Below are 25,777 nucleotides of genomic sequence, written 5' to 3' on the forward strand. Positions count from 1 at the left end.
CCGCCCCGCCGGGAGCCGCTAGCGGGCGGCCGGCACCGTCGCGGGCGGCACCACGATTGCCGTGACGACGAAGCCGTCGTGGATCACCCAGCGGCCGTCGAACCCGGTGAGGGGGAACCCGTCGGGGACGTCCGCCGACGGGAGCAGGCGGGCCCGGAAGGTGCCCTGGTGGGCGGGGCCCTCGGCGCCGCCGGCCACCGCGGCCTCCGGGGTGAAGGTCAACTCGGCGTCGGAGAAGTCGAGTTCACGCCGGGCCAGCGGGTACCACGCCTTGAAGACGCTCTCCTTGGCGCTGAACAGGAGCCGGTCCCAGTGCACCGGGCCGCCGGGCCCCCAGGCGCCGTCGGCGATCCGCTGGCCGCGCTCCCGCTCGGCGTCCAGCGACACGATGCCGAGCACGCCGTCGGGCAGCGGGGCGTGCGGTTCCGCGTCGATGCCGATCGAGCGGGCCGCCGTGTTCGGCGCCAGGGCCGCGGCGCGGTACCCGTCGCAGTGGGTCATGCTGCCCACCACGCCGTCGGGCCAGTTGGGCTCGCCGCGCTTGCCCGGCAGGACCGGGGTGGGCGGGAGGTCGAGGCCGGCCATCGCGCGCCGCGCGCAGGCGCGTACCGTGGTGAACTCGCGGCGCCGCTTGAGTACCGCGCGTTCGAGCAGCGCGGCCTCCTCGGGGAAGAGCGCGTCGGGCTCGGCGTCGGTGCGGACGGCCTCGGCCCAGGAGACGACGCGGGGGACCAGCGCGGTCGATATGACCGATGCCGAAGAGGCGGATGCCACCTCGTTTGTCAAGTCCTTCACCGTGGCCTCGTCCGCGTCCCGTCCCATGGCCAACCCCCGTTGTGCGTAAGCGCCTTGCAGGTCATTCTGTCCGTACCTTAGCGATCTGTCGCGCTTACCAGGGGCGAACGAGGGCAAGATCACAGTGTGCCCTACTCCTGTCGTTCACAAACCTCCCCTAGTCTCCGTCGCATGACGGTCCTGCCCGACGGGCTCCCCTTGGCAGCCGAGTTCCCGGACGCATCCCGAGAGCAGTGGCAACAGCTAGTTGGCCACGTGCTGCGCAAGTCCGGTGCGTCCGACGCCACCGGCGTCGCGGCCGAGGAGGCGCTCAGAACCCCGCTCCAAGACGGCATCTTCGCCCGTCCCCTCTACACCGCTGACGACGCCCCCGACGCGTCCGCCGTCGGCTACCCCGGCTTCCCCCCCTTCGTGCGCGGCGGGCGGCCCGAGGGAGCGGCGGTCGCCGGCTGGGACGTACGCCAACGCCACGCGCACCCCGACCCCGAGCGCACCCGGGAGGCGGTCCTCGCGGACCTGGAGAACGGGGTGTCCTCGCTGTGGCTGGCGGTCGGCGAGGGGGGACTGCCCACCGACGCGCTGCCCCGGGCCCTGGACGGGGTCTACCTCGACCTGGTGACCGTCGCCCTCGACGCGGGCCCCGACTTCGCCGCCGCGGGCTCGGCCCTGCTCGCCCTCTACGACCAGCGCGAGGTGCCCCAGCACGCCGCGCTCGCCGTCCTGGGTGCCGACCCGTACGGCGTCCTGGCCCGCACCGGCCGCGCCGAGGCCCTGGACGGGCACCTGCCCGCCGCCACCGAACTGGCCCGCCGGGCCAGCCGCGACTACCCGGGCGTGCGGGCGCTGAGCGTGGACGCGCTGCCCTACCACGAGGCCGGCGGCTCGACCGCCGAGGAACTCGGCTGCTCGCTCGCCGCCGGCGTCGGCTACCTGCGCGAGCTGACCTCGGCCGGACTGTCCGTCGACGCGGCCTTGGCGCAACTGGAGTTCCGCTACGCGGCCACCGCCGACCAGTTCCTGACCATCGCCAAGCTGCGCGCCGCCCGCCGCCTGTGGGCCAGGGTCGCGCGGGTCTGCGGCGCGGCCGGCGGCAGCGCCGCCCAGCGGCAGCACGCGGTGACCTCGCCGGTCATGATGACCCGGCGCGACCCGTGGGTGAACATGCTGCGCACCACCGTCGCCACCCTGGGCGCCGGCGTCGGCGGCGCCGACGCCGTGACCGTGCTGCCCTTCGACAGCGAGCTGGGCCTGTCCGACGGCTTCGCCCGCCGCGTCGCCCGCAACACCTCCTCCATCCTCATCGAGGAGTCGCACCTGGCCCGCGTCATCGACCCGGCCGGCGGCTCCTGGTACGTGGAGCGGCTGACCGCCGAGGTCGCCGAGGCAGCCTGGGCCTTCTTCCAGGAGATCGAGGCCGCCGGCGGCATGGCCAGCGGGCTCACCTCCGGGCTGATCCCCGACCGGCTCGCCGCCACCTGGCAGCGCCGCTCGAAGGACCTCGCCCGGCGCAAGGAGCCGATCACCGGCGTCAGCGAGTTCCCGCTGCTGGACGAGCGCCCCATCGAGCGCGAGCCGGCCCCGGCCGTGGCGACACCGGAGGGCGGCCTGCCCCGGGTGCGCCGCGACGAGGCGTACGAGCGGCTCCGGGCCCGCAGCGACGCCCACCGGGCGGCGGCGGGGGAGCGGCCGAAGGTCTTCCTCGCGACGCTCGGCCCGGCCGCCGCGTACACCGCCCGCGCCACCTTCGCCGCCAACCTCTTCCAGGCCGGCGGCATCGAGGCCGTGCGGGAACAGGCCGGCACCGACCCGGTGGCGGTGGCCGAGGCGTTCGCCGCCAGCGGCGCGCGGATCGCCTGCCTGTGCTCGACCGACCAGCTCTACGCCGAGCAGGCCGCGGACGCCGCCGCCCGGCTCAAGGCCGCGGGAGCCACCCGGGTCTATCTGGCGGGCCGCCCCGGCGAGCGGCGGGAAGACTACGAGCGGGCCGGGGTGGACGAGTTCGTCTTCGCGGGCTGCGACGCGGTCGAGGTGCTGACCTCGGCCCTGGACACCATGGGGATTGCGTGATGCGAGGCGAAGCAGCAGCGACGGGTCAGATCCCGAACTTCGCGGACGTCGAACTGGCCGAGGAGGGCGAGACTCCCGGCCCCACCGCCGACGACTGGCGCGCCGCGCTCCGCGAGAGCACCGGCAAGGACCAGGACGCGCTGGTCTGGGAGACGCCCGAGGGCATCGGCGTCAAGCCGCTCTACGGCGCCGAGGACCTGGCCGGCGTCGACTTCCTGAACACCTACCCGGGCATCGCGCCCTACCTGCGCGGCCCGTACCCGACGATGTACGTCAACCAGCCGTGGACGGTGCGCCAGTACGCGGGCTTCTCCACCGCCGAGGAGTCCAACGCCTTCTACCGGCGCAACCTCGCCGCCGGGCAGAAGGGCCTGTCGGTCGCCTTCGACCTGCCCACCCACCGCGGCTACGACAGCGACCACCCGCGGGTGACCGGCGACGTCGGCATGGCGGGCGTGGCCATCGACTCGATCTACGACATGCGGCAGCTCTTCGACGGCATCCCGCTGGACAAGATGAGCGTGTCGATGACGATGAACGGCGCGGTGCTGCCCGTGCTCGCGCTGTACATCGTCGCGGCCGAGGAACAGGGTGTCGCGCCCGAGAAGCTGGCCGGAACCATTCAGAACGACATTCTGAAGGAGTTCATGGTCCGCAACACCTACATCTACCCGCCGCAGCCCTCCATGCGGATCATCTCCGACATCTTCGCGTACACCTCGCAGAAGATGCCACGCTACAACTCCATCTCCATCTCCGGCTACCACATCCAGGAGGCCGGGGCCACCGCCGACCTGGAGCTGGCGTACACCCTCGCCGACGGTGTGGAGTACCTGCGGGCCGGGCTGGACGCGGGCATGGACGTGGACGCCTTCGCGCCGCGCCTCTCGTTCTTCTGGGCCATCGGCATGAACTTCTTCATGGAGATCGCCAAGCTGCGCGCGGCCCGCCTGCTGTGGGCCAAGCTGGTGAAGCAGTTCGACCCGCAGAACCCCAAGTCCCTCTCCCTGCGTACCCATTCGCAGACCTCGGGCTGGTCGCTGACCGCGCAGGACGTGTTCAACAACGTCGCCCGCACCTGCGTCGAGGCCATGGCCGCCACCCAGGGCCACACCCAGTCGCTGCACACCAACGCGCTCGACGAGGCGCTGGCGCTGCCCACCGACTTCTCCGCCCGCATCGCCCGCAACACCCAACTCCTGCTCCAGCAGGAGTCGGGCACCACCCGAGCCATCGACCCGTGGGGCGGCAGCGCGTACGTGGAGCGCCTCACCCACGACCTCGCGCGCCGCGCCTGGCAGCACATCGAGGAGGTCGAGGCCGCCGGCGGCATGGCCAAGGCCATCGACGCGGGCATCCCCAAGCTGCGCGTCGAGGAGGCCGCCGCCCGCACCCAGGCCCGTATCGACTCGGGCCGGCAGCCGGTGATCGGCATCAACAAGTACCGGGTGGACAGCGACGAGCAGATCGACGTCCTCAAGGTCGACAACTCCGCCGTGCGGGCCCAGCAGATCGACAAGCTGCGCCGGCTGCGCGAGGAGCGGGACGAGCAGGCGTGCCAGGACGCGCTGCGGGCGCTGACCGGCGCCGCCCGGGACGGCGCCCAGCGCGGCGGCGGCCTGGAGGGCAACCTGCTGGCCCTGGCGGTGAACGCCGCCCGGGCCAAGGCCACCGTCGGCGAGATCTCGGACGCCCTGGAGAAGGTGTACGGGCGGCACTCCGGCCAGATCCGTACGATCTCCGGTGTGTACCGAGACGAGGCAGGAACGTCATCAGGCGTGGAGCGCACCCGGGCGCTGGTCCGCGCCTTCGAGGAGGCCGAGGGCCGGCGCCCGCGCATACTGGTCGCCAAGATGGGCCAGGACGGGCACGACCGGGGCCAGAAGGTGATCGCCACGGCCTTCGCCGACCTCGGCTTCGACGTGGACGTCGGCCCGCTGTTCCAGACCCCCGCCGAGGTCGCCCGGCAGGCGGTGGAGGCCGACGTGCACATCGTCGGCGTCTCCTCGCTGGCCGCCGGCCACCTCACGCTGGTGCCCGCGCTGCGCGAGCAACTGGCCGAGGCGGGGCGGGAGGACATCACCATCGTGGTGGGCGGCGTCATCCCGCCGCAGGACGTCGAGACCCTGCGCGAGATGGGCGCGGCAGCCGTCTTCCCACCCGGCACGGTGATCCCCGACGCCGCCTACGACCTGGTCACGTCGCTGGGCGCGGCGCTCGGCCACGAGCTGTGAGCCCATGCCACCCAAGATCGACATCGACCAGTACGTACGCGGCATCCGCGAGGGCTCGCGGGCGCACATCGCCCGCGCCATCACCCTCGTGGAGTCCACCAGGCCCGACCACCGGGCGCTCGCCCAGCAGTTGCTGATCGAGCTGCTGCCGTACGCGGGGGGCTCGCGCCGCGTGGGTGTCAGCGGCGTGCCGGGCGTCGGCAAGTCCACCTTCATCGACGCGCTCGGCACCCTGCTCACCGAGCGCGGCCACCGGGTCGCGGTGCTCGCCGTCGACCCGTCCTCCAGCCGCACGGGCGGCTCCATCCTGGGTGACAAGACCCGGATGGAGCGCCTGGCCGTGGACCCGGCCGCCTTCGTCCGCCCCTCGCCCACCTCGGGCACCCTGGGCGGCGTCGCCAGGGCGACCCGGGAGACCATCGTGCTGATGGAGGCCGCGGGGTACGACGTGGTGCTGGTGGAGACCGTGGGCGTGGGCCAGTCCGAGACGGCGGTGGCCGGCATGGTGGACACCTTCCTGCTGCTCACCCTGGCCCGCACCGGCGACCAGCTCCAGGGCATCAAGAAGGGCGTCGTGGAGCTGGCCGACCTGGTGGCGGTCAACAAGGCCGACGGCCCGCACGAGCGCGACGCCCGCTCCGCGGCCCGCGAACTGGCCGGCGCCCTACGGCTGCTGCGCCCGCAGACGGCCCCGTCGTCGGCTCCCGCCGCCGGACCCGCGGGCGCGCGCGGCGGCGACGCGCCGCCGCACCCGGACGAGGTGTGGAACCCCCCGGTGCTGACCTGTAGCGCCCGCGAGGGCACGGGCCTCGACGCGCTGTGGGAGCGCGTCGAGGCACACCGCAAGGTCCTGGACGCGACCGGCGCGCTCCAGGCCAAGCGGCGCGACCAGCAGGTGGAGTGGGTCTGGTCGATGGTCAGGGACCAACTTCTGACCCAGCTCCGCGAACACCCCGCGGTACGCCGGGTGGGCCCCGAGGTCGAACGCCAGGTCCGGGAGGGCACGCTCACGGCCTCCCTCGCGGCCGAACGCGTCCTGGCCGCGTTCGCCTCGCCGACCACCGGCGAGGAGCCCGGCGCGTCGCTCAACGGGGACGCGCCCCGCACCTGAGGCGGCCCGTGCCGGCCGGGCGCCCCGCGCGCCCGGCCGGCCGGGGCCGTGCCTAGCCGGCCGGGGCGACCAGCGTGGGGGACTGCCGCGAGCGGCGCAGCGCGTCGGCGACGAAGCCGCTCGCCTTCAACTCCTCCACGAGGTCGCGCAGGAAGTCGACCGTCGCCGGCTCGCGGTCCCTGGTGGTGCCCACGGCCTGCCGGATGTGCATGAACGGCTCCGCGAGCAGGCGCAGGTCCGGCTGCGCCGCGACGTACTCCGTCAGCGGCTCCCGGATGCCCGCCGCGACCTCAAGGCCCTCGGCGCGGAAGGCCGTCACACCCTCGTCGCCGCGCACCACGCTGGCGTGGCGCAGGGTGCGGGAGAGGAACAGGTCGTACGCGGACCCGCGCTTGACGCCGATGCGCACGCCCGCCCGGTCCACGTCGGCGGCGGTGGCGAACGGCGCGCCGTGGGGCACGGCGTACACGCCCTCGATGAGCACGTACGGGGCGGTGAAGGCGACGTCAGCCTCTCGGGCGGGCTCGACGGCCAGGAAGCACAGGTCCGCCTCGCCCGTCGCCATCGCCTCGTACGACTTGCGGGCCGCGTCGAAGCAGCGGAACTCGACCGGGACGCCCAGCCGCGCGCCGACCTCGCGCGCGAGGTCCACCGTGACGCCGGCCGGAGCCGTCGGCGTGCCCTGGGCCAGGACCGGGTTGCCCAGGTTGATGGAGGCCCGCAGGGTGCCGAGCGGGGCGAGGTCCCGCGCTATGTCGGTGATCGCGTTCGTCATGGCCCGGAGTCTAGGCCGCCCGCCTCGCTCGTCGCCGCGCGGAACCGTCGGTCACGGGCGGGCCGCCAGGCCCAACTCCTCCGGGCCCAGGTCCGCGAAGAACCGCTCCACGTCGGCCGGGCCCACCTCCGCGAGGCGGGCCGGGCTCCAGCGGGGCCGGCGGTCCTTGTCGACCACCTGCGCGCGCACGCCCTCCACCAGGTCCGGCGTGGTCAGCGCGGCGCAGGAGACCCGGTACTCCTGGTCCAGGACCGGCTCCAGGGCGCCGAGTCGCCGGGCCCGGCGCAGCGCGCTCAGGGTCACCTTCAGCGCGGTGGGCGACTTGCCCGCGATGCGCTCCGCCGCCTCCTTGGCCGCCGGCACGCCGCAGTCGCGCAGCCGGGTCAGGATCTCCTCGACGGAGTCGGCGGCGTAGCACGCGTCGATCCACTCGCGGTGCTCGTCCCACTCGCTGGCCGGCGCCGGCGCGGCGAACCGCTCCACCGCGTCCGCCGGCGTGCCGGTCTCCAACGCGGCCTTGAACGCGCCCAGTCGCTCCGCCGGGACGAAGTGGTCCGCGAAGCCGCACGCGATGGCACCACCCGCCGCCATCCGGTCCGTGGTCAGCGCCAGGTGCGTGCCCAACTCGCCGGGCGCGGAGGCCAACAGGTGCGTGCCGCCCACGTCGGGCACGAAGCCGATACCGACCTCCGGCATCGCGACCGTCGAGCGCTCGGTCACCACGCGCACCCCGCCGTGCGCGGAGACCCCGACGCCGCCGCCCATCACGATGCCGTCCATGAGCGCCACGTACGGCTTGGGGTAGCGGGCGATGTGGGCGTTGAGCACGTACTCGTCGCGCCAGAACGCGCGGGAGGCGGTGCCGCCGGCGCGGGCGTCCTCGTAGATGGCGCGGATGTCGCCGCCCGCGCACAGGCCGCGCTCGCCGGCCCCCTCGATGACCACCGTGTGCACCGCGTCGTCGTGCTCCCACGCGGTCAGCGCGGCGTCGAGGGCGCGCACCATGGCGTGGCTGAGGGAGTTGAGGGCCTTGGGGCGGTTGAGGGTCAGCGTGGCGGACCTGCCGCGCACGCGGGTCAGGACGTCTTCGGCGGCGGGGGAGTGGTTCATCGGTTCGCTCCGGTCGGGTCGCTCGCGACGGCGCGTCGCGTGGTCTCGATGGCTGGGCCTGGCGCGCTGCTGGTGCGATCCTCTCAACCGGCCCACGCCACCCGGACACTCCCCCCGCTCCCCCCGCTCCTCCCACGAAGGCCGGGCCGCGACGCCCGTGGACGGTACGGCTAGCCTGGTCCGCGCCCAGGCGTCGGGCGCCCCGACCGCGGGCCCCGACCAGATGTGGAGAGGACGGCCGACACCGATGCCCGAGCCCACCAGGCCAGCGTCGCCCACCCAGGCGTTGCACACGGCCGCCCGGATCGGGCCGTTCTTCGCCGTCCGCACCGACCCACCGGGCCCGGCCGGCCCGCGGGCCGAGGGCTACGTGCCGCTCGCCGAGGTGTACGCCGCGGGCCCACCGGCCGCCGACCGCCTGGAGGCCGCCCCGCCCGCGCTGCGCCACCGCCACACCACGGTCGCACGGCGCCTTGGCACCGACGAACTCCGGGTGGCGGCCTCGCTCAGCTTCCAGGGCCTGGCCGGGCGGCTGTGGTCGCTGGCGGTGGGTTGCGCCGCGCTGACCGACCAGGTGCCGGGCCTGGAGCCGCGGCGCCTGTGGTGGCACCCCGAGCACAGCGCCCCGCGCGAGCTGTGGCTGCCCGACGCCGACGCCGACGCGCCGCAGGACCCCGTAGCCCCCGCACCAGCCGTGGACCTGGCCGAGCGGGTGCGGGCCACGGTCATCGACCAGCACCTGACCCCGCTGCACCGGGTGGCCGCGACGGCCTCCGGGCTCTCGGGCGCCCTGCTGTGGGGGAACGCCGGCTCGGCACTGGCCGGCGCCCTGGGCGTACTCCACGGCTGGCTGCACGCGCCCGCGCGGTCGGGCGACGGCATCACGACCGAGGACCGCGAGGCGGCCACGGCCCGCGCGCGGACGCTGGCCCGCGACCTGTTCGCCACCGAACCGCTGCGCTCCACCGGCCAGTGGAGCCCGGGCCCCCGCCCGACGTTCCGCCGCGGCACCTGCTGCCTCTACTACCGGGTGCCGGGCGGTGGCCTGTGCGGCGACTGCGTCCTGCCCCGCGTGCCCGGACGCTGACCCACGGCCGGCCAGCGAGCCCCGGGACCGGGCGGTGCCGGGGCCGGGGTCATCGCACGGCGGCCCGGTCGCGGGCCGATCGCAGCAGGTCAGTAGAGTGCGGCTGCTGCCATCCCCGACCGCCGAGGTACCTCCCGTGAACGCCGACCCACCCGACGCACGCCCCGACGACGCCGGGCCAGTGACGGTCGTGGGCATCGGCGCCGACGGGTGGGGCGGGCTCACGGCCACCGCACGCGAAGCCCTGCGCGAGGCCCAGGTCCTGATCGGCGGGGCCCGCCAGCTCGACCTTGTCCCCGCGGACTGCCCCGGACGCCGGGTCCCCTGGCCGTCCCCGCTGCGCCCCGCGGTCGCCGGCCTGCTCGCCGCGCACGCCGGGCACCGCGTCGCCGTCCTCGCCAGCGGCGACCCGTTCTGCTACGGCATCGGCCGGGCGCTGAGCGAGGAGTTGGGGGCCGAGCGGCTGCGCGTGCTGCCCCACCCCTCGTCCGTGGCGTACGCGTGCGCGCGGCTCGGCTGGCCGCAGGAGGACGCGGACGTGGTCAGCCTCGTCGGACGACCGCTGGCCACGTTGCACCGCTGGCTCTTCGACCGGCGGCGGCTGCTCGTCCTGAGCGCCGGCGCCCACACCCCGGCCGAGGTCGCGGCCCTGCTGCACGAGCGGGGCTTCGGACCGAGCACCCTGCGCGTACTCGAACAACTCGGCGGCGAGCGCGAGCGTCAACTCGCCGGCACGGCCGACGACTGGCCGCACCCCCCGGGCGACGCCCTCAACGTGATCGCCGTCGAGTGCCGCGCCACCCCCGACGCGCCCCGGCTGGCCACCGTGCCCGGGCTGCCGGACGACGCGTACGAACACGACGGCCAGCTCACCAAGCGCCGGGTACGCGCCGCGACGCTCGCCGCGCTCGCCCCGGCCCCCGGCGAACTGCTGTGGGACATCGGCGGCGGCTCCGGTTCCATCGCCATCGAGTGGCTGCGCGCGCACCGCGCCTGCCGGGCCCTGACCGTCGAACGCGACCCGGTGCGCTCGACGCGCATCGAGCGCAACGCGGCGGCCCTCGGTGTGCCCTCGCTGCGCGTGATCACCGGCAAGGCGCCCGACGCGCTGACCGAACTGCCCACGCCTGACGCCGTGTTCATCGGCGGCGGGCTGACCACGCCCGACCTCCTGGAGACCTGCTGGGCCGCGCTGCCGGGCGGCGGCCGGCTGGTGGCCAACACGGTGACGCTGGAGTCGGAGGCGCTGCTGGCCGACTGGTACCGGCGCCACGGCGGCGAACTCGTGCGCCTCACGGTCGCGCGCGCCGTCGCCGTCGGCGGCTTCACCGGCTGGCGCCAGGCCATGCCGGTCACCCAGTGGGCCGTGACCAAGAACGCCGAGGCCCCCCGCGCCGCCGGCCGCACAGCCATCCCCGCCAGCCGCTCAGCCACCCCTGCCGGCCGCACAGCCACCCCCGCCGGCCGCGCCGGCACCCCGGGCGCCGACCGCGCGACCGGACCGGACCGAGGAGAAGAACGATGACGGTGTACTTCATCGGTGCCGGCCCCGGCGCCGCCGACCTGATCACCCTGCGCGGCGCCCGCACCCTCGCGCGCTGCGCCGTCTGCCTGTACGCGGGCAGCCTGGTGCCGCGCGAACTGCTCGCCGAGTGCCCGCCGGACGCCCGCCTGGTGGACACCGCCCGGCTCGACCTGGACCAGATCACCGCCGAACTCGTCGCCGCCCACACCGCCGGGCACGACGTGGCCCGGCTGCACTCGGGCGACCCGTCGGTGTTCAGCGCGGTCGCCGAGCAGATGCGCCGACTGGACGCGGCCGGCGTGCCGTACGAGATGGTGCCCGGTGTGCCGGCGTTCGCGGCGGCGGCGGCGGCGCTCGGCCGCGAACTGACCGTGCCCACCGTCGGGCAGACCGTCATCCTCACCCGCGTCGCGCAGCGCGCCACACCCATGCCGGAGGGCGAGGACCTCGCTACCCTCGGCCGCAGCGGCGCCCTGCTCGTCGTCCACCTCGCGGCCCGCCACGTGGAGCGGGTGGTGGCCGAGTTGCTCCCGCACTACGGCGCCGACTGCCCCGCCGCCGTCGTCGCCATGGCCAGCCGCCCCGACGAACTCGTACTGCGCGGAACACTGGAGACCATCGCCGAGCAGACCATCGCGGCGGACATCACGCGCACGGCCGTCATCATGGTCGGCCGCACGCTGGGCGCGGAGCAGTTCAGCGACAGCTACCTGTACTCCGTGGACCGCGAGCGCCCGGCGTAGCCCGCCGCGCGGGCGTGGTGCGGACGTTGCGGGGTGCGGGCGTTGCGGGGTGCGGCGTCCTGTCGGGCGCGGGTTGGTGGCGGCTCAGGTTTCCCCCACCTCGGCCTGGAGCAGGCGCGGGGAGACCGCGAACCCGTGCCGGCGGTACGCGGAGACCGCCCGGTCGCTGGAGTGAACGGTCACCCGCTCCAGGCCCAGTTCGCCCGCCCAGGCCAGGACCGTCTCGATCAACTCGCCGCCCACGCCGCTGGCTCGCTCGTCCGGCACGACGTACACGCACTGCACATCGCCCGACAGCCGCTCGAACGCGCGCGGGTGTGGCACGCGCTGCGTGATCGCCAGCCACGCCATGCCGATGACGACGTCCCCACGGACCGACACCACGCACCGGTGTGAGGCCGTGTGTTGCCGGGCCCACGCCGCGAACCGGGGGACGAACGCGTCCAGCGTGACGTCCGGCGGTCCGTGGAGCTCTGCCACCCACCGCCACCGCAGCTCGGCGACAGCGGCGAACTCGTGGGGTTGGGCGGGGCGGCAGATGATGTCCTTCACGGCTCCATGGTGGCCCGGATCCGCGTGGACGAGGGTTGCTTCGCCTACGCGCGGACCTCCGGGTCCTCGGGCGTGGGGTGTTACCGGCGGGCGGCGGTGGTGGAGGGGAGTTCGTGGAAGCGGGCGCGGTAGTCGCCGGCGAAGCGGCCGAGGTGGGAGATGCCCCACCGGTAGGCGATCGTGCCCACGCTGTCGGTGGTGGTGAGGATGTCCTGGCGGACGCGGTCCAGGCGCAGGTCGCGCACGTAGGCCAGCGGGGACAGGTCAAGGCGGTCGCGGAAGGCGGAGCTGATGGTGCGCGGGGCGCACCCGGCGGCGTCGGCGATGTCGGCGAGGGTGATGCGCTCGGCCAGGTGGGCCTCGACGTATGCGAGGGCCGCGCGCAGGGCGCGCGGGTGACCGGGGCGCGGGCCGTCGCGCAACGCGTCGGTGTGTGAGTGCGGCTGGGCCAGCAGCAGGGCGGTGACGAGGCAGCGAAGCTGGCCGCGCTGGAGTTCGGCCCGCTGGAACAGGGGGTCGCCCGAGTCCAGTTGCTCCACCAGGGAGCGGACGAGCAGGTGTACGGCCCGACCCTTGGGCCTGGCCAGGTCCAGGGCGAAGTCGAAGCGGACGGTGGACCGCGGGGGAGCGCCGGTCAGTGCCGCGTACGCCTGGTCGACCAGGGCCGCGTCGATCCGCAGCCCCAGGAAGCGCGAGGGGGTGTTCCGTACGGGGCGCAGTTCCTGGGTGTCTCCGGGGTTGACCACTCCGGCCGTGGCGGTGGTCAGGGTGGCGTCCAGGCCGTCGCGGGACGCGGCGATGGCACCGGAGACGCTCAGGTTGACGAAGTAGGAGTGGAGTCCCTCCGCCGCGCGGACGCGCACCGTGAGCGGCGAGGCGAAGTAGCCGACGGCGAAGTCGGGCGCGGCCACCCCGCGCAGTTCGTGCCGCCCCGCGCACAGGCCGTCCAACGGCGACGTGGTGACGGAGCCGCCGAACAGGCGGGTGGCGGCGTTCAGCAGGTCGACGGGGTTCCGGGAACGGGTGAGGAGGAATCCGCGCAGCGGAGCCGGCAACGCGCTCATCCTGCTTCCTCCGGGGGCCGGGGGCCGGAGGCCGGGGGCCCGGGGCGCCCCTGCCAGGCCCGATGCCCTCGTGTGACCTGTCGACAGCCCATCGTAAGCGCGGGCCAGTTGGTCACGCGGGCTCGGCCATCAGCCGGTGACACGCGTTGACCAGCGGGTACGCCTCGTCGTGGCGCTGGGCCCGCTCCAGGTCGGCGATGGTCATCGAGGTCTCCACGAGCGTTCGGCAGCGCTGTGCGCGGCGGCTGGTGAACGCCGCGAGCCCGGCCCCGACCGACTTGTGTCGGTCCAGCTCCTGGGCCAGTACGAGGCCGTCCTCGATGGCCAGGGCCGCGCCGCTGGCCATCTGTGGCGCGGGTGCGTGGGCGGCGTCGCCGATGACCACGCCGCTGCCACGGCTCCAGGCGCCCCGCAGGACGTGGGTCCGTACCGGACGGCGTACCACCGCGCGGCACGCGGCCACCAGCGGGACCAGCTCCGTCACCCGGCCGGGGAAGGGCTCCAGCAACCGGGCCAGGCGCGGGGCGAGTTCGGCCTCCGGGAGGACGTCGTGGGCCACCCCGTTCTCCGTCAGGAAGACGTACGCCTGGCTGGCCGAGAGGGGGACGAGGCCCGCCGTGTCGACCGTCCCGGCGAACTGGTGGATGCCGGTCGCCCACGAGGGGCGCGGGACCAGCGCCCGCCACACCATCTGCCCGTGGTAGCCGGGCGAGGACCGAAGGCCGAGCAGTCCCCGTACCGAGGAACGCAACCCGTCCGCTCCGACGACGAGGGTGGCTCGCCGCTCGGTCGCGTCCGACAGGCGCACGCGGACCGACGCCGCCCCCTGCTCCAGCGCGGCGACGGTCAGCCCGTGCCGCACCAGCGCGCCGGACCGCTCGGCCGCCGCGTACAGGACGCGGTGCAGGGCCGGGCGCGCGATGCCGACCATCGCCGGCCGCCGCGCGCCGAGCAGTCGGGGCAGCTCGACCCGGTCCGTGGGTTCACCGCGCACGTTCACGTGTGTGATCACGCTCATGCCGTGGCCCTCGGCCAGACACGTGTCGGCGAGGTCAAGCTCGGCCAGCGCGCGCAGCGCCGGCCCGGTCAGGCTCAACCCCCAACCGGTCGTCTCGCGTGCCGGGTTGGCCTCGACGACCTCCACCCGCCAACCCGTCCGCGCGAGGGCGGTGGCCGCCGCCAGACCAGCGACACCCGCCCCCACGACCAGGGCCGTCCGCACGCCACCGTGCCCACTGTCCATGTACGCCTCCAGAGGATCGCTTCCTCCGGGACCGTACGATCCGCCGCCTCGCCGCCCTGTCCACTTCCGGCGACAAGTATCCGCGACCGGCGAGGAGTTGGCGGCCCTGGCCTGGTGTCTGGCGTCTGAGGTCTGGTGTCTGCTGTCCGCGTACGGAGCGGTCGGCTGCCCGTGTAGGGCGTGGTCGGCTGGCCGCCCCTCGGTTGGTCGCGGCTGTCGCGATCCGGTCGCGGTACGGGCCTCGCCAGGCGCCGGGCGCCAACCACCGCACGCCAGGCACCCGGCGGCTGTCGGTGGGTGTTTCGTTCGCTGCTGAGGGGGCGTCAGTCGTCGCGTGGGCCGCGTGGGCGGGCGCGGCCCACGATCGTGCCGGCCCGGTCGATGCAGATCACGTCCACCGCCACCGGCGCGCCGCGCAATACCCCCAGGGCCTGTTCGCGGGCGGCCTCGGCCACCAGGTCGCCCAGCGGGACGCCGCGCGCCGCGCACAACTGCACCGTCTCCAGGCCCGTGTTGGCCGTCGCGACCGCCGTCGCCAACTCCTCGTCGGCACCGCCGGTGCGGGCGAGTTCGGCCAGGAAGCCCTTGTCCACCTGGGAGCGCGAGGAGTGCAGGTCCAGGTGGCCCGCCGCCAGCTTGGACAGCTTGGCGAAGCCGCCGGCGATCGTGAGCCGGTCCACCGGGTGGCGGCGCAGGTACTTGAGCACCGCGCCGGCGAAGTCACCCATGTCGAGCAGCGCGTCCTCCGGCAGCGCGTGCTCGGCCGCGGCGACCTTCTCGGAGGTCGAGCCGGTGCAGCCGGCCACGTGACGGCGCCCGGCCGCCCGCGCCACGTCCACCCCGCGCCGGATGCTGTCGATCCACGCGGAGCACGAGTACGGCACCACGATGCCCGTCGTGCCCAGGATGGACAGGCCGCCCAGGATGCCCAGACGCGGGTTCCAGGTGCTCCGGGCGATCTCCTCGCCGTGGTCGACGGACACCTCGATCTCGACGTCGCCGCTCCCGCCGAGCCGCTCCGCCACCGCCGCGACGTGCTCGCGCATCATCTGCCGGGGCACCGGGTTGATCGCGGGCTCGCCGACCGGCAGCGGCAGGCCGGCGCGGGTGACGGTGCCGACTCCGGGGCCGGCGCGGAAGACCACGCCGGAGCCGGGCGGCAGCGCCCGTACCCGCGCGCGCACCAGCGCGCCGTGCGTGACGTCCGGGTCGTCCCCGGCGTCCTTGACGATGGCCGCCATCGCCCAGTCGGGGCCCGACTCCTCGGCCGCGAGCGCGAACGCCGGCCGCTGCCCCTTCGGCAGGGTGATGGTCACCGGGTCCGGGAAGTCGCCGCCGAGCAGGGCGGTGTACGCGGCCGTCGTCGCGGCTGTGGCGCACGCGCCCGTGGTCCAGCCGGGCCGCAGCCCGGTGTGCTGAAGCTGGGCCTGCCGGCCGCCCACGGCCACCGGCTCGCCACCCGCGGCCACCGGTTCACCTCCGCCCACCGGTTCACCTCCGGCCACCGGTTCACCACCTCCCACGGCCACCGGTTCGCCACCCGCGCCGGCCGGCCCGCCCTCCGCTACCGCCGGGCTCGCGCCGTTCCGCGCGCGCTGCCGCTGGTCGGCCGCGTTCCGGTCGCCCTGTCCGGGGCCCTGCCGCTGGTCAGCCACGGGCCGCGCCGCTCGCCTGTGCCGTCGGGGTCCCGGTCGGCAGCGGGCCCGGGCCCGGGGACCAGGCGGCGGGGCGCGTCGCGGCGGCGCGTACCGTACCGATGGTGCTCACGCGCGCGCCCGCGCGCGCCGTGGCACCCGCCGCGCTGGTGGCTCCGCCCCAGCGGCGGGCCCGCGAGCCGGCCGCGTCCGCGGCTGTCCAGCGGGCGACCACCCCGCACCGCCTCACCGGGAGTACCACGATGACCGCGGCACCCCACGTGCTGATCCTCGGCGGCACCACCGAGGCCCGCCTCCTCGCGGCGGCGCTCGCCACGGGCGACGGCGCCGGAGCGCGCCCGCCGCGCGTGACCAGTTCGCTCGCCGGCCGGGTCGCCGAGCCCCGGCTGCCCGCCGGAGAGGTGCGCGTCGGCGGGTTCGGCGGGCCCGACGGGCTGGCCCGCTGGATGCGTGAGCAGCAGGTGGACGCGCTCATCGACGCCACTCATCCTTTCGCCGAGACGATCAGTTTCAACGCCGCCCGGGCGGCGGCCACCGCCCATGTTCCCCTGCTCGCCCTGCGCCGCCCCGGTTGGGTCCCCGGCCCCGGCGACCGCTGGCACCCGGTGGCCTCGCTGGACGAGGCCGCCGGGGCGCTGGGCGGCCTCGGCGAGCGCGTGTTCCTCACCACCGGGCGGATGGGGCTGGCCGCCTTCGCGCACCTGACCGAGCACTGGTTCCTGGTCCGCTCGGTGGACGCCCCGGGCCCGCCGGCGCCGCCCCGGATGGAGGTCCTGCTCGCCCGTGGGCCCTTCGACCTCGCGGGCGAGGCGGAGCTGCTGCGGCGGCACCGGATCGACGTGCTGGTGACCAAGGACAGCGGCGGCCAGGCCACCGCCGCCAAGCTCACGGCCGCGCGCGAGGCCGGCCTCCCGGTGGTCGTGGTGCGCCGCCCGCCCGTGCCCGCCGGGGTGCCGGTGGCCGACGACGTGCCGCGGGCGGCGCGCTGGCTACGGGCCCGACTCGGCTGAGCCGACGCGGCGCCGGCCCGGGGGCGCTCACCCGCCGGGTGACCGCGCCCCGAGCCGCCCGCCTGCGACGGCCTTCGGAACCGTCCCGCGCCCCGGCCTCAGCTCACTGCGGCGGGTAGCGCCGTGGCGTCCACACCACCTCGGTGCCGTCCCCCCGGCGCACCGCCCGCGTCTGGGACGAGCCGACCAGCAGGATGGTGCGCATGTCCACCTGCTCGGGGTCGAGGTCGGCCAGCCGTACGATGCGCACGCTCTCCTCCGGGCCGCCCACGTCGCGGCCGAGCACGACCGGCGTGTCCGGGGCGCGGTGTTCGAGCAGCAGCTCGCGGGCCTTGCCCACCTGCCAGACGCGGCTGCGCGAGCCGGGGTTGTAGAGCGCGAGGACCAGATCGGCCGCCGCCGCGGCGTGCAGCCGCTCCGCGATCACCTCCCACGGCTTGAGCCGGTCGGACAGCGAGACCACCGCGTAGTCGTGCCCGAGCGGCGCGCCCGCCCGGGCGGCGGCGGCGTGCGCGGCCGTCATCCCCGGCAGCACGCGCACCGGTACCTCGCGGTACGGGGCGACGGACGCGGCCTCGAGGACGGCCGTCGCCATCGCGAACACGCCGGGGTCACCGGAGGAGACCACCGCCACCCGGCGCCCGCGCCGGGCGAGGTCGAGGGCGAACTCCGCCCGCACGGCCTCCACCTTGTTGTCCGACGCGTGCCGCCGCTGCCCCGGCCGCACCGGCACCCGGTCCAGGTAGGTGGTGTAGCCGACCAGGTCGTCGACCGCCGCCAGGGCGCCGCGCGCCTCCGGCGTCAGCCACATCGGCCCGGCCGGTCCGAGCCCGACGACCACGACCTCGCCGCCCGCCACCGGCTCGTCGCCCGTCGCCAGCCCGTCACTCGGCGCGGGCTCCGCCGCGCGCCGTGTCTCGCCGGCGTCCGGGTCCGGGCGTTGGGCGCCGATCCGGCTCGGGACCAGGGCCATCGAGAAGTACGGCACCGAGTCCGGGTCCACGTCCGCCAGCGCCGCGGTGCGCTCGGCTCCCATCGTGGCCCGCTCCACGTACCGCGCCTCCGCCAGCCGCCCGGAGCGCTCCAGGGCCCGCCGCACGGTGGGGAAGGTGCGCCCCAGCTTGAGCACGGCCGCGGAGTCCGTGCCGGCGAGGCGGGCCGCCAACTCCTCCTCGGGCAGCGTGCCCGGCAGGATCGTCAGCACCTCCTCGGCCTCCACCAGCGGGCTGCCGGTCCGGGCCGCCGCGGCGCTCACCGAGGTGACGCCGGGGATGACCTCCGTCGGATAGCGGTCCGCGAGCCGCTTGTGCATGTGCATGTACGAGCCGTAGAACAGCGGATCGCCCTCGGCGAGCACCGCCACCGTGCGGCCCGCGTCCAGGTGCGCCGCCAGCCGGGCCGCGGCCTCGGCGTAGAAGTCCTCCATGGCGCCCCGGTAGCCACCGGGGTGGTCGGTCGACTCGGTGGTGACCGGGTAGACCAGCCGCTCCTCGATGTGGTCCGGGCGCAGATGCCGCTCGGCGATGGCGCGCGCGATGCTGCGGCCGTGCTGGGCGCTGTGGTACGCGACCACGTCGGCGCCGGTGATGACCTCGACGGCCCGCACCGTCATCAAGGACGGGTCGCCGGGGCCGAGCCCGACCCCGTACAGCCTGCCCGTGCCGTGCTCCGGCGCGTCGGCCGCCCGCTCCTGCTGCTCGCTCACTCTTCCTCGCTCGCTATCGCGTTGATCGCGGCGGCGGCCATGGCGCTGCCGCCCCGCCGTCCGCGCACCACCAGGTGGTCGAGCGCCGCCGGGTGTCCGGCCAGCGCCTCCTTGGACTCGGCCGCGCCGATGAAGCCGACCGGTACCCCGATGATCGCCGCCGGCCGTGGCGCGCCCTCCTCGATCATCTCCAGCAGGCGGAACAGCGCCGTCGGCGCGTTGCCGACGGCCACCACCGCCCCCTCGAGCCGGTCGCGCCACAGCTCCAGGGCGGCGGCGCTGCGCGTGGTGCCCAACTGCCGCGCCAACTCCGGGACCGTGGGGTCGGCCAGGGTGCACAGCACGTCGTTGTCGGCCGGCAGCCGCTTGCGGGTGACGCCGCTGGCGACCATGTTCGCGTCACACAGGACGGGCGCGCCGGCGCGCAGCGCCGCCCGGGCGGCGGCCACCACGTTCGGCGTGTACGCGAGGTCCTTGACGAGGTCGACCATGCCGCAGGCGTGGATCATCCGCACCGCGACCTGGCTGACGTCGGGCGGCAGGGCGTCCAGCGCGGCCTCGGCGCGGATGGTGGCAAAGGAGGCGCGGTAGATGGCCGCGCCGTCCTTCTCGTAGTCGAACACAGTGTCCTCGTTGTCCCTTGATGTTCCTGATGGCCTTCGATGTCCCTCGGGCTGTGCCCGGCCCCGGCGCGACCGGGGCGGCGATGTCGGGTCACGGCACGCGTCGCGCCGCCGCCACCGTGGTCGCCAACTCCGCGAGCCGGAGCGGCCCCACGGGAGCCGCCGCCTCCGTCGGGCCCGGTGCGTCCGGGCGGTCCGGTGCGTCCGGCATCCCCGCGCGCTCCGCCTCCGCCGCGCCCGGCGTCGGCCCGCCGAGCCGTGGCGCGGGCGCCACCCGGCGGGCCGCCGTACGCTCCGTACCCTCGATCGAGATCCGATAGCCCTCGGCGCCCGCCAGCACATCCACCCAGCGGCCCCGAGGATGACCGCAGCGGCGCTCACAGCCCGACCAGTACACCGGCAACCTCCGCTCGGGTCGCCGGTCGGCGGGCGTCGGCTCGGTCGGCGACGGCGTGGTCGGCGACGGCGTGGTCGCGGCCAGCGCGCCGGCCGCGTCCGCTCGTACGTCGGCCAGCGACTTCGCGCAGCCGGGCCGCCCCGTACAGGCCCCGACGCCGTGCCAGGCGGACGCGGCGTCGGTGACGAGGCCGGCCTTGGCGAGCTCGCCCAACCAGTGCCGCGCGTCGGCCGTGGCGAGCCCCGGGACCACCACGCCGCGCCAGGGTGTCACACGCATCTCACCCCGCCCCGCGCGGGCCGCGGCCACCAGCAGCCGCCACTGCGCGAGGGAGAGGCGGCCCAGCGGCGCGGCCACGCTCAGCGCGGCCCGCTCGCCGCCCGGCGCCGGGACCAGGCCGGGGGCCGGGGCCGCGTCGAGCGGGGCCGTCTCCGGCGTACCGATACCGGTGCGGCCAGCGGTGGCCTCGCTCGCGGGCACCGCCTCGGCGTCGATGCCCGCGCGCGCCAGCGCGGCGCGCATCCGCGACTGCGTGAGCGCGTGTCGGGCCGGCAACTCCCACACCCGCCACGCCTTCGCGCCGCTGTCCCGGCTCGCCGCGGCGAAGGCGAGCGCGGTCAACAGGGCGGCGCGCGGCGCCGCGTCGGCCGGTACGCGCAGCGTCGGAGCGGGGTCGGCCCCGTCGCACGCGGCGACGGAGCCGGGGGCGCCCTCGCCGGGTGGGGCGGCGGGCGAGGTGTCGGCGCGCGCGCCGGTCGGCCGCTGGGGCGCGGGCGCCCCGGGCGCGCGACCGGCCGCGGGGCCGGTTCCCACCCGCAGCAGGGCCCGACCGTCCGGCTCTGCGATCAATGTCACATCGGCGCCGAGCGCGGCCACATCGCCCCGGCCGTCGTCGACGGCGAACAGGAACCGCCCCGAAAGCCCCGCCGCGGCCGGCGTCCCGCACAACAGGCCGTCCAACTCCCGGACCCAGGCCGTCACGTCGGCCCGCCCCGCGCCGTCGAGCCCCGACAGGGGCGACAGGGCCACGTTGCGGACCCGCTCGTGCGTGTCGGAGGGCAACAGGCCCGCCGACCGCAGCCGCTCGGCCAGCTCGGCGCCGCACCCCGAGTCGAGCCCGCGCACCTGCACGTTGCCCCGCGAGGTCAGGTCGAGCGCGCCGTCGCCCAACGCCTCGGCCGCCAGCGCCAGTTCCTCCGCCTGGTCCGCCGTCAGCAACCCGCCGGGGAGCCGTACGCGCGCCAGGAAGCCGTCGTCGGCCCGGTGCAGCCGCAGCGCGCCGGGACAGGCGTCATCGCCCGTGCGGCTGCGCGGTTCCTCCCCAGTTGGGGCGGTTGTCGGGGTGAGAGGCATGGCGGCGAGCATACCGACGATCCCTCCGGCCGCACCGTCCCGCACCAGGTCAGCCCACCCGGGCCGAACGCCGCCGAACCCACCACCGCCCCGCACACCCGGCGCCGCGCCCCCACACCCCGCCCGGCGGCCCGGCGCATCGCCCCACGCCCGGGCACACAGCCCGCGCCCCGCCGCCCCGGCCCACCCCCGCACGCCCTCCGCGACCCCCATACCAGGCCCGCCCACGCACCGCGACCCCGCGTCGCTATCAGCCACCTGACCGGGAACGGAGCCAGCGACGCGGCCCCTGGTCGGTCGTTACTATGCTCCCCGGCGGGCCTCCCGGTCCGCCGACGCCAGCGACGGCGCCAGGGGAGGAAGCCGGTGTGAGACCGGCGCGGTCCCGCCACTGTGAGTTCGGCAGCGATGCCGGACGAGCCAGGAACTCCTGCCGTCCTCCCACCCGCCCGGGGCGCGGACCCCGAGGAAGGCTGCTGCCGCATGATCCTTTTGCTGTCGACGTCCGACACCGACCTGCTCAGCGCTCGTGCGGCCGAGGGCCCGGTGCCCTACCGGCTCGCCAACCCGGCCCGGCTCAGCCTGGATGACCTGCCCGCCCTCCTGGAGGGCGTCTCCCTCGTCGTGGTGCGCCTGCTCGGCGGCGTACGGGCCTGGCAGGAGGGGCTCGACCTGCTGCTCGCGGGCGACCGCCCGGTCGTCGTCCTCACCGGCGAACAGGCCCCGGACGCGCAGTTGATGGAGGCGTCCACTGTCCCCGTCGGCATCGCCGCCGAGGCGCACGCCTACCTCGCGCACGGCGGGCCCGCCAACCTCGACCAGCTCGCCCGGTTCCTCTCCGACACCGTGCTGCTCACCGGCCACGGCTTCGAGCCGCCGCACGCCGCGCCGACCTGGGGCCCGCTGGAGCGCACCGCGCGCGCCGACGCCAGCGGCCCCGTGGTCGCGGTGCTCTACTACCGCGCCCACCACATGAGCGGCAACACCGCCTTCGTGGACGCGCTGTGCACCGCCATCGAGGACGCCGGCGGACGGCCCCTGCCGCTGTTCGTCGCCTCGCTGCGGGCCCCCGAACCGGAGCTGATCGAGGCGCTCGGCGCGGCCGACGCGGTGGTGACCACCGTGCTCGCCGCGGGCGGCACCAAGCCCGCCGAAGCCTCCGCCGGCGGCGACGACGAGTCCTGGGACGCCGGCGCGCTGGCCGCGCTCGACGTGCCCATCCTGCAGGCCCTGTGCCTCACCGGCAGCCGCGCCGCCTGGCAGGACAACGACGAGGGCCTGTCCCCGCTGGACTCCGCCACCCAGGTCGCGGTGCCCGAGTTCGACGGCCGCCTGATCACCGTGCCGTTCTCCTTCAAGGAGGTGGACGAGGACGGGCTGCCGGTCTACGCCGCCGACCCCGAGCGCGCCGCCCGCGTCGCCGGCATCGCCGTACGGCACGCCCGGCTGCGCCACGTACCGGCCGCCGACAAGCGCCTGGCCCTGGTGCTCTCCGCGTACCCGACCAAGCACTCCCGGATCGGCAACGCCGTGGGGCTCGACACCCCCGCCAGCGCCGTCGCCCTGCTGCGCCGGCTGCGCGCCGAGGGCTACGACCTCGGCCCCGAGGAGGGCGAGGACGCGCTGCCCGGGCTCGCGTCCGGCAACGGCGACGAGCTGATCTACGCCCTGATCGAGGCCGGCGGCCACGACCAGGAGTGGCTCACCGAGGAGCAGTTGGCCCGCAACCCGGTGCGCATCCCCGCCGCCGACTACCGCCGCTGGTACGCCGAGCTGCCCAAGGAGCTGCGGGACTCGGTGGAGGAGCACTGGGGCCCGCCGCCCGGCCGGATGTTCGTGGACACCAGCCGCGACCCGGAGGGCGAGATCGTGCTCGCCGCCCTGCGCCGCGGCAACCTGCTCGTCCTCATCCAGCCGCCGCGCGGCTTCGGCGAGAACCCCATCGCCATCTACCACGACCCCGACCTGCCGCCCTCGCACCACTACCTGGCCGCCTACCGCTGGATCTCCGCCGCCCAGGAGGACGGCGGCTTCGGCGCCGACGCCATGGTCCACCTGGGCAAGCACGGCAACCTGGAGTGGCTGCCGGGCAAGAACGCGGGCCTGTCCGCCGCCTGCGCCCCCGACGCCGCGCTCGGTGACCTGCCGCTGGTCTACCCCTTCCTGGTCAACGACCCGGGGGAGGGCACGCAGGCCAAGCGCCGGGTGCACGCGACGCTCGTGGACCACCTGGTGCCGCCGATGGCCCGCGCCGAGTCCTACGGCGACATCGCCCGGCTCGAACAACTCCTGGACGAGTACGCGGCCATCTCCTCGATGGACCCGGCCAAGCTGCCCGCCATCCGCGCCCAGATCTGGACCCTGATCCAGGCCGCCAAGCTCGACCACGACCTCGGCCTGGCCGACCGGCCCGACGACGACGGCTTCGACGACTTCCTGCTGCACGTCGACGGCTGGCTGTGCGAGGTCAAGGACGTCCAGATCCGCGACGGGCTGCACGTGCTCGGCAGCGCCCCGGCCGCCGCCGACCGGGTCAACCTCGTCCTGGCCATCCTGCGCGCCCGCCAGATCTGGGGCGGCACCACGGCCCTGCCGGGGCTGCGCGAGGCGCTCGGCTACGACGAGTCGACCAACAGCCGGATCGGCGCCGACGAGGCCGAGGAGCGGGCCCGGACGCTGGTGCAGGCCATGGACGACGCCGACTGGGACCCCGCCGCGACCGAGACGGTCTGCGCGTCGCTCCCGGCCGACACGCGCGAGGACGTCGCGGCCATCCTGGAGTTCGCCGCCCGCGAGGTGGTGCCCCGGCTCGCCCGCACCACCGACGAGATCGACCACGCCGTGCACGCGCTGAGCGGCGGCTTCGTACCCGCCGGCCCCTCCGGGTCGCCGCTGCGCGGCCTGGTCAACGTGCTCCCCACCGGCCGCAACTTCTACTCCGTCGACCCCAAGGCGGTGCCGAGCCGCCTCGCCTGGGAGACCGGCCAGGCGCTCGCCGACTCCCTCCTGGACCGCTACCGCACCGACAACGACGGCACCTGGCCGCAGTCCGTCGGCCTCTCGCTGTGGGGCACCAGCGCCATGCGCACCGCGGGCGACGACATCGCCGAGGCCCTGGCACTGCTCGGCGTCCGCCCCACCTGGGACGAGGCGTCGCGCCGCGTCACGGGCCTGGAGCCCATCCCGCTCGACCAACTCGGCCGCCCGCGCGTCGACGTGACGCTGCGCATCTCCGGCTTCTTCCGCGACGCGTTCCCGCACGTGGTGGGCCTGCTGGACGACGCCGTACGCCTGGTGGCCGGCCTCGACGAGCCCGCCGCCGACAACTACGTACGCGCCCACGCGCAGGCCGACCTCGCCGCGCACGGCGACGAACGCCGCGCCACCACGCGCATCTTCGGCTCCCGGCCCGGCACCTACGGGGCGGGTCTGCTCCAGCTCATCGACAGCCGCGACTGGCGCACCGACGCCGACCTCGCCGAGGTCTACACCGTCTGGGGCGGCTACGCCTACGGCCGCGGCCTCGACGGCCGCCCCGCGCGCGAGGAGATGGAGAGCGCGTACAAGCGGATCGCGGTCGCGGCGAAGAACACCGACACCCGCGAACACGACATCGCCGACTCCGACGACTACTTCCAGTACCACGGCGGCATGGTGGCCACCGTGCGCGCGCTCAAGGGCACCGCTCCCGCCGCGTACATCGGCGACAGCACCCGCCCGGAGACCGTGCGCACCCGCACCCTGCACGAGGAGACCTCCCGCGTCTTCCGCGCCCGCGTCGTCAACCCCCGCTGGATCGAGGCGATGCGCCGGCACGGCTACAAGGGCGCCTTCGAACTCGCCGCCACCGTCGACTACCTCTTCGGCTACGACGCCACCACCGGCGTGGTCGCCGACTGGATGTACGACAAGCTCGCCCAGAGCTACCTGCTCGACCCGGAGAACCGCGCCTTCCTCGAAGAGGCCAACCCCTGGGCCCTGCACGGCATGGCGGAGCGGCTGCTCGAAGCCGAGAGCCGCGGCCTGTGGGCCGAGCCCGACCAGGAGACGCTGGCCGCGGTGCGGGAGCTGTACCTGGAGACCGAGGGCAACCTCGAAGACGGCGCGGCCGGGGAGGATTCCGGTGCCTGAGCGGACCGAGCGCACCAGCCAACTCACCGCCCTGGAGTCGGTGGCCTGGCTGTGCGTGCGCGACGGAAGCCTGCTGGCCGTCCGCACCCACGGCAAGGACCGGTTCTACCTGCCCGGCGGCAAGCTCGAACCCGGCGAGAGCGGGCCGCGGGCGCTGGCCCGCGAACTCGGCGAGGAACTGGGCGTGCGGGCCGACGCGCGGGAGCTGACCCGGGCGTTCGTCATCGAGGACGAGGCCCACGGACAGGGCGGCCGGCCGCTGCGCATGACCTGCTACACCGGCCCGGCCACCGGCGCTCTCCAACCCGACCGCGAGATCGCCGAACTGGACTGGTTCCGGGACCGCCCCGCCGACACGGAGCGCTGCGCCCCGGCGCTGCGACAGGTCCTGGCACGGCTGACCGCGGACGGCGTGCTGGCGCGCTAGCGCGACCGCCCGAGCGGATCACACACCCCCGGCAGGCGGGCGGCACGGCCGGCTGGCCGCCGCCGACCCGCCTGCCCCGTCGCGTCCCGCCACGCGATCCCAGGGTCGGTCTGTACGTTGGCCGACGGGCGCCGTCGGCGGGGGCGTGGGGGAGCGCTGGCCAGGTGTGC

19 protein-coding genes and 1 riboswitch are annotated in these 25,777 nt (G+C 75.6%); of the genes, 9 read left to right on the top strand and 10 right to left on the bottom strand.

Translation table 11 applies throughout. The features are described 5' to 3' along the window. Positions 1-18: 18 nt before the first annotated feature. Positions 19-747, bottom strand: coding sequence for a 4'-phosphopantetheinyl transferase family protein (locus AC3CHW_RS32735; protein WP_488471251.1), 729 nt, complete (start codon positions 745-747; stop codon positions 19-21). 219 nt (positions 748-966) lie between these two features. Between AC3CHW_RS32735 and mutA the strand changes: the two genes are divergently transcribed. The 3 genes from mutA to meaB are packed head-to-tail and all read left to right on the top strand — an operon-like array spanning position 967 to position 6,207. After that, positions 967-2,862, top strand: coding sequence for a methylmalonyl-CoA mutase small subunit (gene mutA, locus AC3CHW_RS32740; RefSeq protein ID WP_488468885.1), 1,896 nt, complete (start codon positions 967-969; stop codon positions 2,860-2,862). Beyond that, positions 2,862-5,096, top strand: a complete 2,235-nt coding sequence (gene scpA / locus AC3CHW_RS32745; RefSeq protein WP_398609575.1) for a methylmalonyl-CoA mutase — start codon at positions 2,862-2,864, stop codon at positions 5,094-5,096. Before mutA ends, scpA begins: the two co-directional genes overlap by 1 nt. A gap of 4 nt (positions 5,097-5,100) precedes the next feature. Then, complete coding sequence (gene meaB / locus AC3CHW_RS32750; protein WP_488468886.1) at positions 5,101-6,207, top strand: methylmalonyl Co-A mutase-associated GTPase MeaB; 1,107 nt, start codon at positions 5,101-5,103, stop codon at positions 6,205-6,207. Positions 6,208-6,259: 52 nt separating this feature from the next. Here meaB and AC3CHW_RS32755 read toward each other — a convergent pair whose 3' ends face one another. Together AC3CHW_RS32755 and AC3CHW_RS32760 are read right to left on the bottom strand one after the other, a co-directional pair. Then, complete coding sequence (locus AC3CHW_RS32755) at positions 6,260-6,982, bottom strand: transporter substrate-binding domain-containing protein (protein ID WP_381165639.1); 723 nt, start codon at positions 6,980-6,982, stop codon at positions 6,260-6,262. Positions 6,983-7,033: 51 nt separating this feature from the next. Next, positions 7,034-8,092: an enoyl-CoA hydratase/isomerase family protein gene (locus AC3CHW_RS32760; RefSeq protein ID WP_488468887.1), complete on the bottom strand. Its 1,059-nt coding sequence runs from the start codon at positions 8,090-8,092 to the stop codon at positions 7,034-7,036. Positions 8,093-8,339: 247 nt separating this feature from the next. Between AC3CHW_RS32760 and AC3CHW_RS32765 the strand changes: the two genes are divergently transcribed. The 3 genes from AC3CHW_RS32765 to cobM all read left to right on the top strand — a co-directional run bounded on the left by AC3CHW_RS32765 (position 8,340) and on the right by cobM (position 11,447). Further along, positions 8,340-9,179, top strand: coding sequence for a (2Fe-2S)-binding protein (locus tag AC3CHW_RS32765; RefSeq protein WP_488468888.1), 840 nt, complete (start codon positions 8,340-8,342; stop codon positions 9,177-9,179). A 136-nt stretch (positions 9,180-9,315) separates the two neighbouring features. Continuing rightward, the gene (gene cbiE, locus AC3CHW_RS32770) at positions 9,316-10,704 is read left to right on the top strand and encodes a precorrin-6y C5,15-methyltransferase (decarboxylating) subunit CbiE (RefSeq protein WP_488468889.1); all 1,389 of its coding nucleotides are present in this window, start codon (positions 9,316-9,318) and stop codon (positions 10,702-10,704) included. Continuing rightward, positions 10,701-11,447 carry a precorrin-4 C(11)-methyltransferase gene (gene cobM / locus AC3CHW_RS32775; protein WP_187064470.1) on the top strand — a complete coding sequence of 249 codons (747 nt, stop codon included), beginning with the start codon at positions 10,701-10,703 and terminating at the stop codon, positions 11,445-11,447. The genes cbiE and cobM overlap by 4 nt, the downstream gene beginning before the upstream one ends. Positions 11,448-11,531: 84 nt before the next feature. Here the strand turns inward: cobM and AC3CHW_RS32780 are convergent, their stop codons facing one another. From AC3CHW_RS32780 to AC3CHW_RS32795, 4 genes are all read right to left on the bottom strand, one after another. Next, a complete protein-coding gene (locus AC3CHW_RS32780) occupies positions 11,532-11,999 on the bottom strand; it encodes a GNAT family N-acetyltransferase (RefSeq protein ID WP_488468890.1) in 468 nt (155 codons plus the stop codon). 80 nt (positions 12,000-12,079) lie between these two features. Beyond that, entirely contained in the window at positions 12,080-13,063 is a 984-nt protein-coding gene (locus AC3CHW_RS32785) for a helix-turn-helix transcriptional regulator (RefSeq protein ID WP_488468891.1), read from the bottom strand. Between the two features lie 112 nt (positions 13,064-13,175). Then, positions 13,176-14,306, bottom strand: a complete 1,131-nt coding sequence (locus AC3CHW_RS32790; protein ID WP_488468892.1) for an FAD-dependent oxidoreductase — start codon at positions 14,304-14,306, stop codon at positions 13,176-13,178. Positions 14,307-14,629: 323 nt separating this feature from the next. Continuing rightward, positions 14,630-15,775 (bottom strand): cobalt-precorrin-5B (C(1))-methyltransferase, encoded by a 1,146-nt coding sequence (locus AC3CHW_RS32795; protein WP_488471252.1) that lies wholly within the window; start codon positions 15,773-15,775, stop codon positions 14,630-14,632. A gap of 428 nt (positions 15,776-16,203) precedes the next feature. Here AC3CHW_RS32795 and AC3CHW_RS32800 point away from each other — a divergent pair, with 428 nt between their 5' ends. Continuing rightward, a complete protein-coding gene (locus tag AC3CHW_RS32800) occupies positions 16,204-16,971 on the top strand; it encodes a cobalt-precorrin-6A reductase (protein ID WP_488468893.1) in 768 nt (255 codons plus the stop codon). Between the two features lie 103 nt (positions 16,972-17,074). Here the strand turns inward: AC3CHW_RS32800 and AC3CHW_RS32805 are convergent, their stop codons facing one another. From AC3CHW_RS32805 to AC3CHW_RS32815, 3 genes are all read right to left on the bottom strand, one after another. Continuing rightward, complete coding sequence (locus AC3CHW_RS32805) at positions 17,075-18,676, bottom strand: precorrin-2 C(20)-methyltransferase (RefSeq protein WP_488468894.1); 1,602 nt, start codon at positions 18,674-18,676, stop codon at positions 17,075-17,077. Beyond that, on the bottom strand, positions 18,673-19,299 hold the full coding sequence (locus tag AC3CHW_RS32810; protein ID WP_176160151.1) for a precorrin-8X methylmutase: 627 nt from the start codon (positions 19,297-19,299) through the stop codon (positions 18,673-18,675). The genes AC3CHW_RS32805 and AC3CHW_RS32810 overlap by 4 nt, the downstream gene beginning before the upstream one ends. Before the next feature lie 91 nt (positions 19,300-19,390). Continuing rightward, positions 19,391-21,049 (bottom strand): hypothetical protein, encoded by a 1,659-nt coding sequence (locus AC3CHW_RS32815; RefSeq protein WP_488468895.1) that lies wholly within the window; start codon positions 21,047-21,049, stop codon positions 19,391-19,393. 356 nt (positions 21,050-21,405) lie between these two features. Further along, positions 21,406-21,479: riboswitch (cobalamin riboswitch) on the top strand. 53 nt (positions 21,480-21,532) lie between these two features. Between AC3CHW_RS32815 and cobN the strand changes: the two genes are divergently transcribed. Next, positions 21,533-25,180 (top strand): cobaltochelatase subunit CobN, encoded by a 3,648-nt coding sequence (gene cobN / locus AC3CHW_RS32820; protein WP_488468896.1) that lies wholly within the window; start codon positions 21,533-21,535, stop codon positions 25,178-25,180. Then, a complete protein-coding gene (locus tag AC3CHW_RS32825) occupies positions 25,173-25,607 on the top strand; it encodes an NUDIX hydrolase (protein ID WP_488468897.1) in 435 nt (144 codons plus the stop codon). The genes cobN and AC3CHW_RS32825 overlap by 8 nt, the downstream gene beginning before the upstream one ends. Positions 25,608-25,777 lie beyond the last annotated feature (170 nt).

Source organism: Streptomyces sp. MGP-BFMKR1 (genome assembly GCF_057766585.1).

Bases quoted from the DNA above. Each gene is read 5' to 3' on its own strand.
- AC3CHW_RS32760 (WP_488468887.1), bottom strand. From the start codon at position 8,092: ATGAACCACTCCCCCGCCGCCGAAGACGTCCTGACCCGCGTGCGCGGC.
- meaB (WP_488468886.1), top strand. From the start codon at position 5,101: ATGCCACCCAAGATCGACATCGACCAGTACGTACGCGGCATCCGCGAG.
- AC3CHW_RS32765 (WP_488468888.1), top strand. From the start codon at position 8,340: ATGCCCGAGCCCACCAGGCCAGCGTCGCCCACCCAGGCGTTGCACACG.
- cobN (WP_488468896.1), top strand. From the start codon at position 21,533: ATGATCCTTTTGCTGTCGACGTCCGACACCGACCTGCTCAGCGCTCGT.
- mutA (WP_488468885.1), top strand. From the start codon at position 967: ATGACGGTCCTGCCCGACGGGCTCCCCTTGGCAGCCGAGTTCCCGGAC.
- AC3CHW_RS32790 (WP_488468892.1), bottom strand. From the start codon at position 14,306: ATGGACAGTGGGCACGGTGGCGTGCGGACGGCCCTGGTCGTGGGGGCG.
- AC3CHW_RS32785 (WP_488468891.1), bottom strand. From the start codon at position 13,063: ATGAGCGCGTTGCCGGCTCCGCTGCGCGGATTCCTCCTCACCCGTTCC.
- cobM (WP_187064470.1), top strand. From the start codon at position 10,701: ATGACGGTGTACTTCATCGGTGCCGGCCCCGGCGCCGCCGACCTGATC.
- scpA (WP_398609575.1), top strand. From the start codon at position 2,862: ATGCGAGGCGAAGCAGCAGCGACGGGTCAGATCCCGAACTTCGCGGAC.
- AC3CHW_RS32815 (WP_488468895.1), bottom strand. From the start codon at position 21,049: ATGCCTCTCACCCCGACAACCGCCCCAACTGGGGAGGAACCGCGCAGC.
- AC3CHW_RS32755 (WP_381165639.1), bottom strand. From the start codon at position 6,982: ATGACGAACGCGATCACCGACATAGCGCGGGACCTCGCCCCGCTCGGC.
- AC3CHW_RS32800 (WP_488468893.1), top strand. From the start codon at position 16,204: ATGACCGCGGCACCCCACGTGCTGATCCTCGGCGGCACCACCGAGGCC.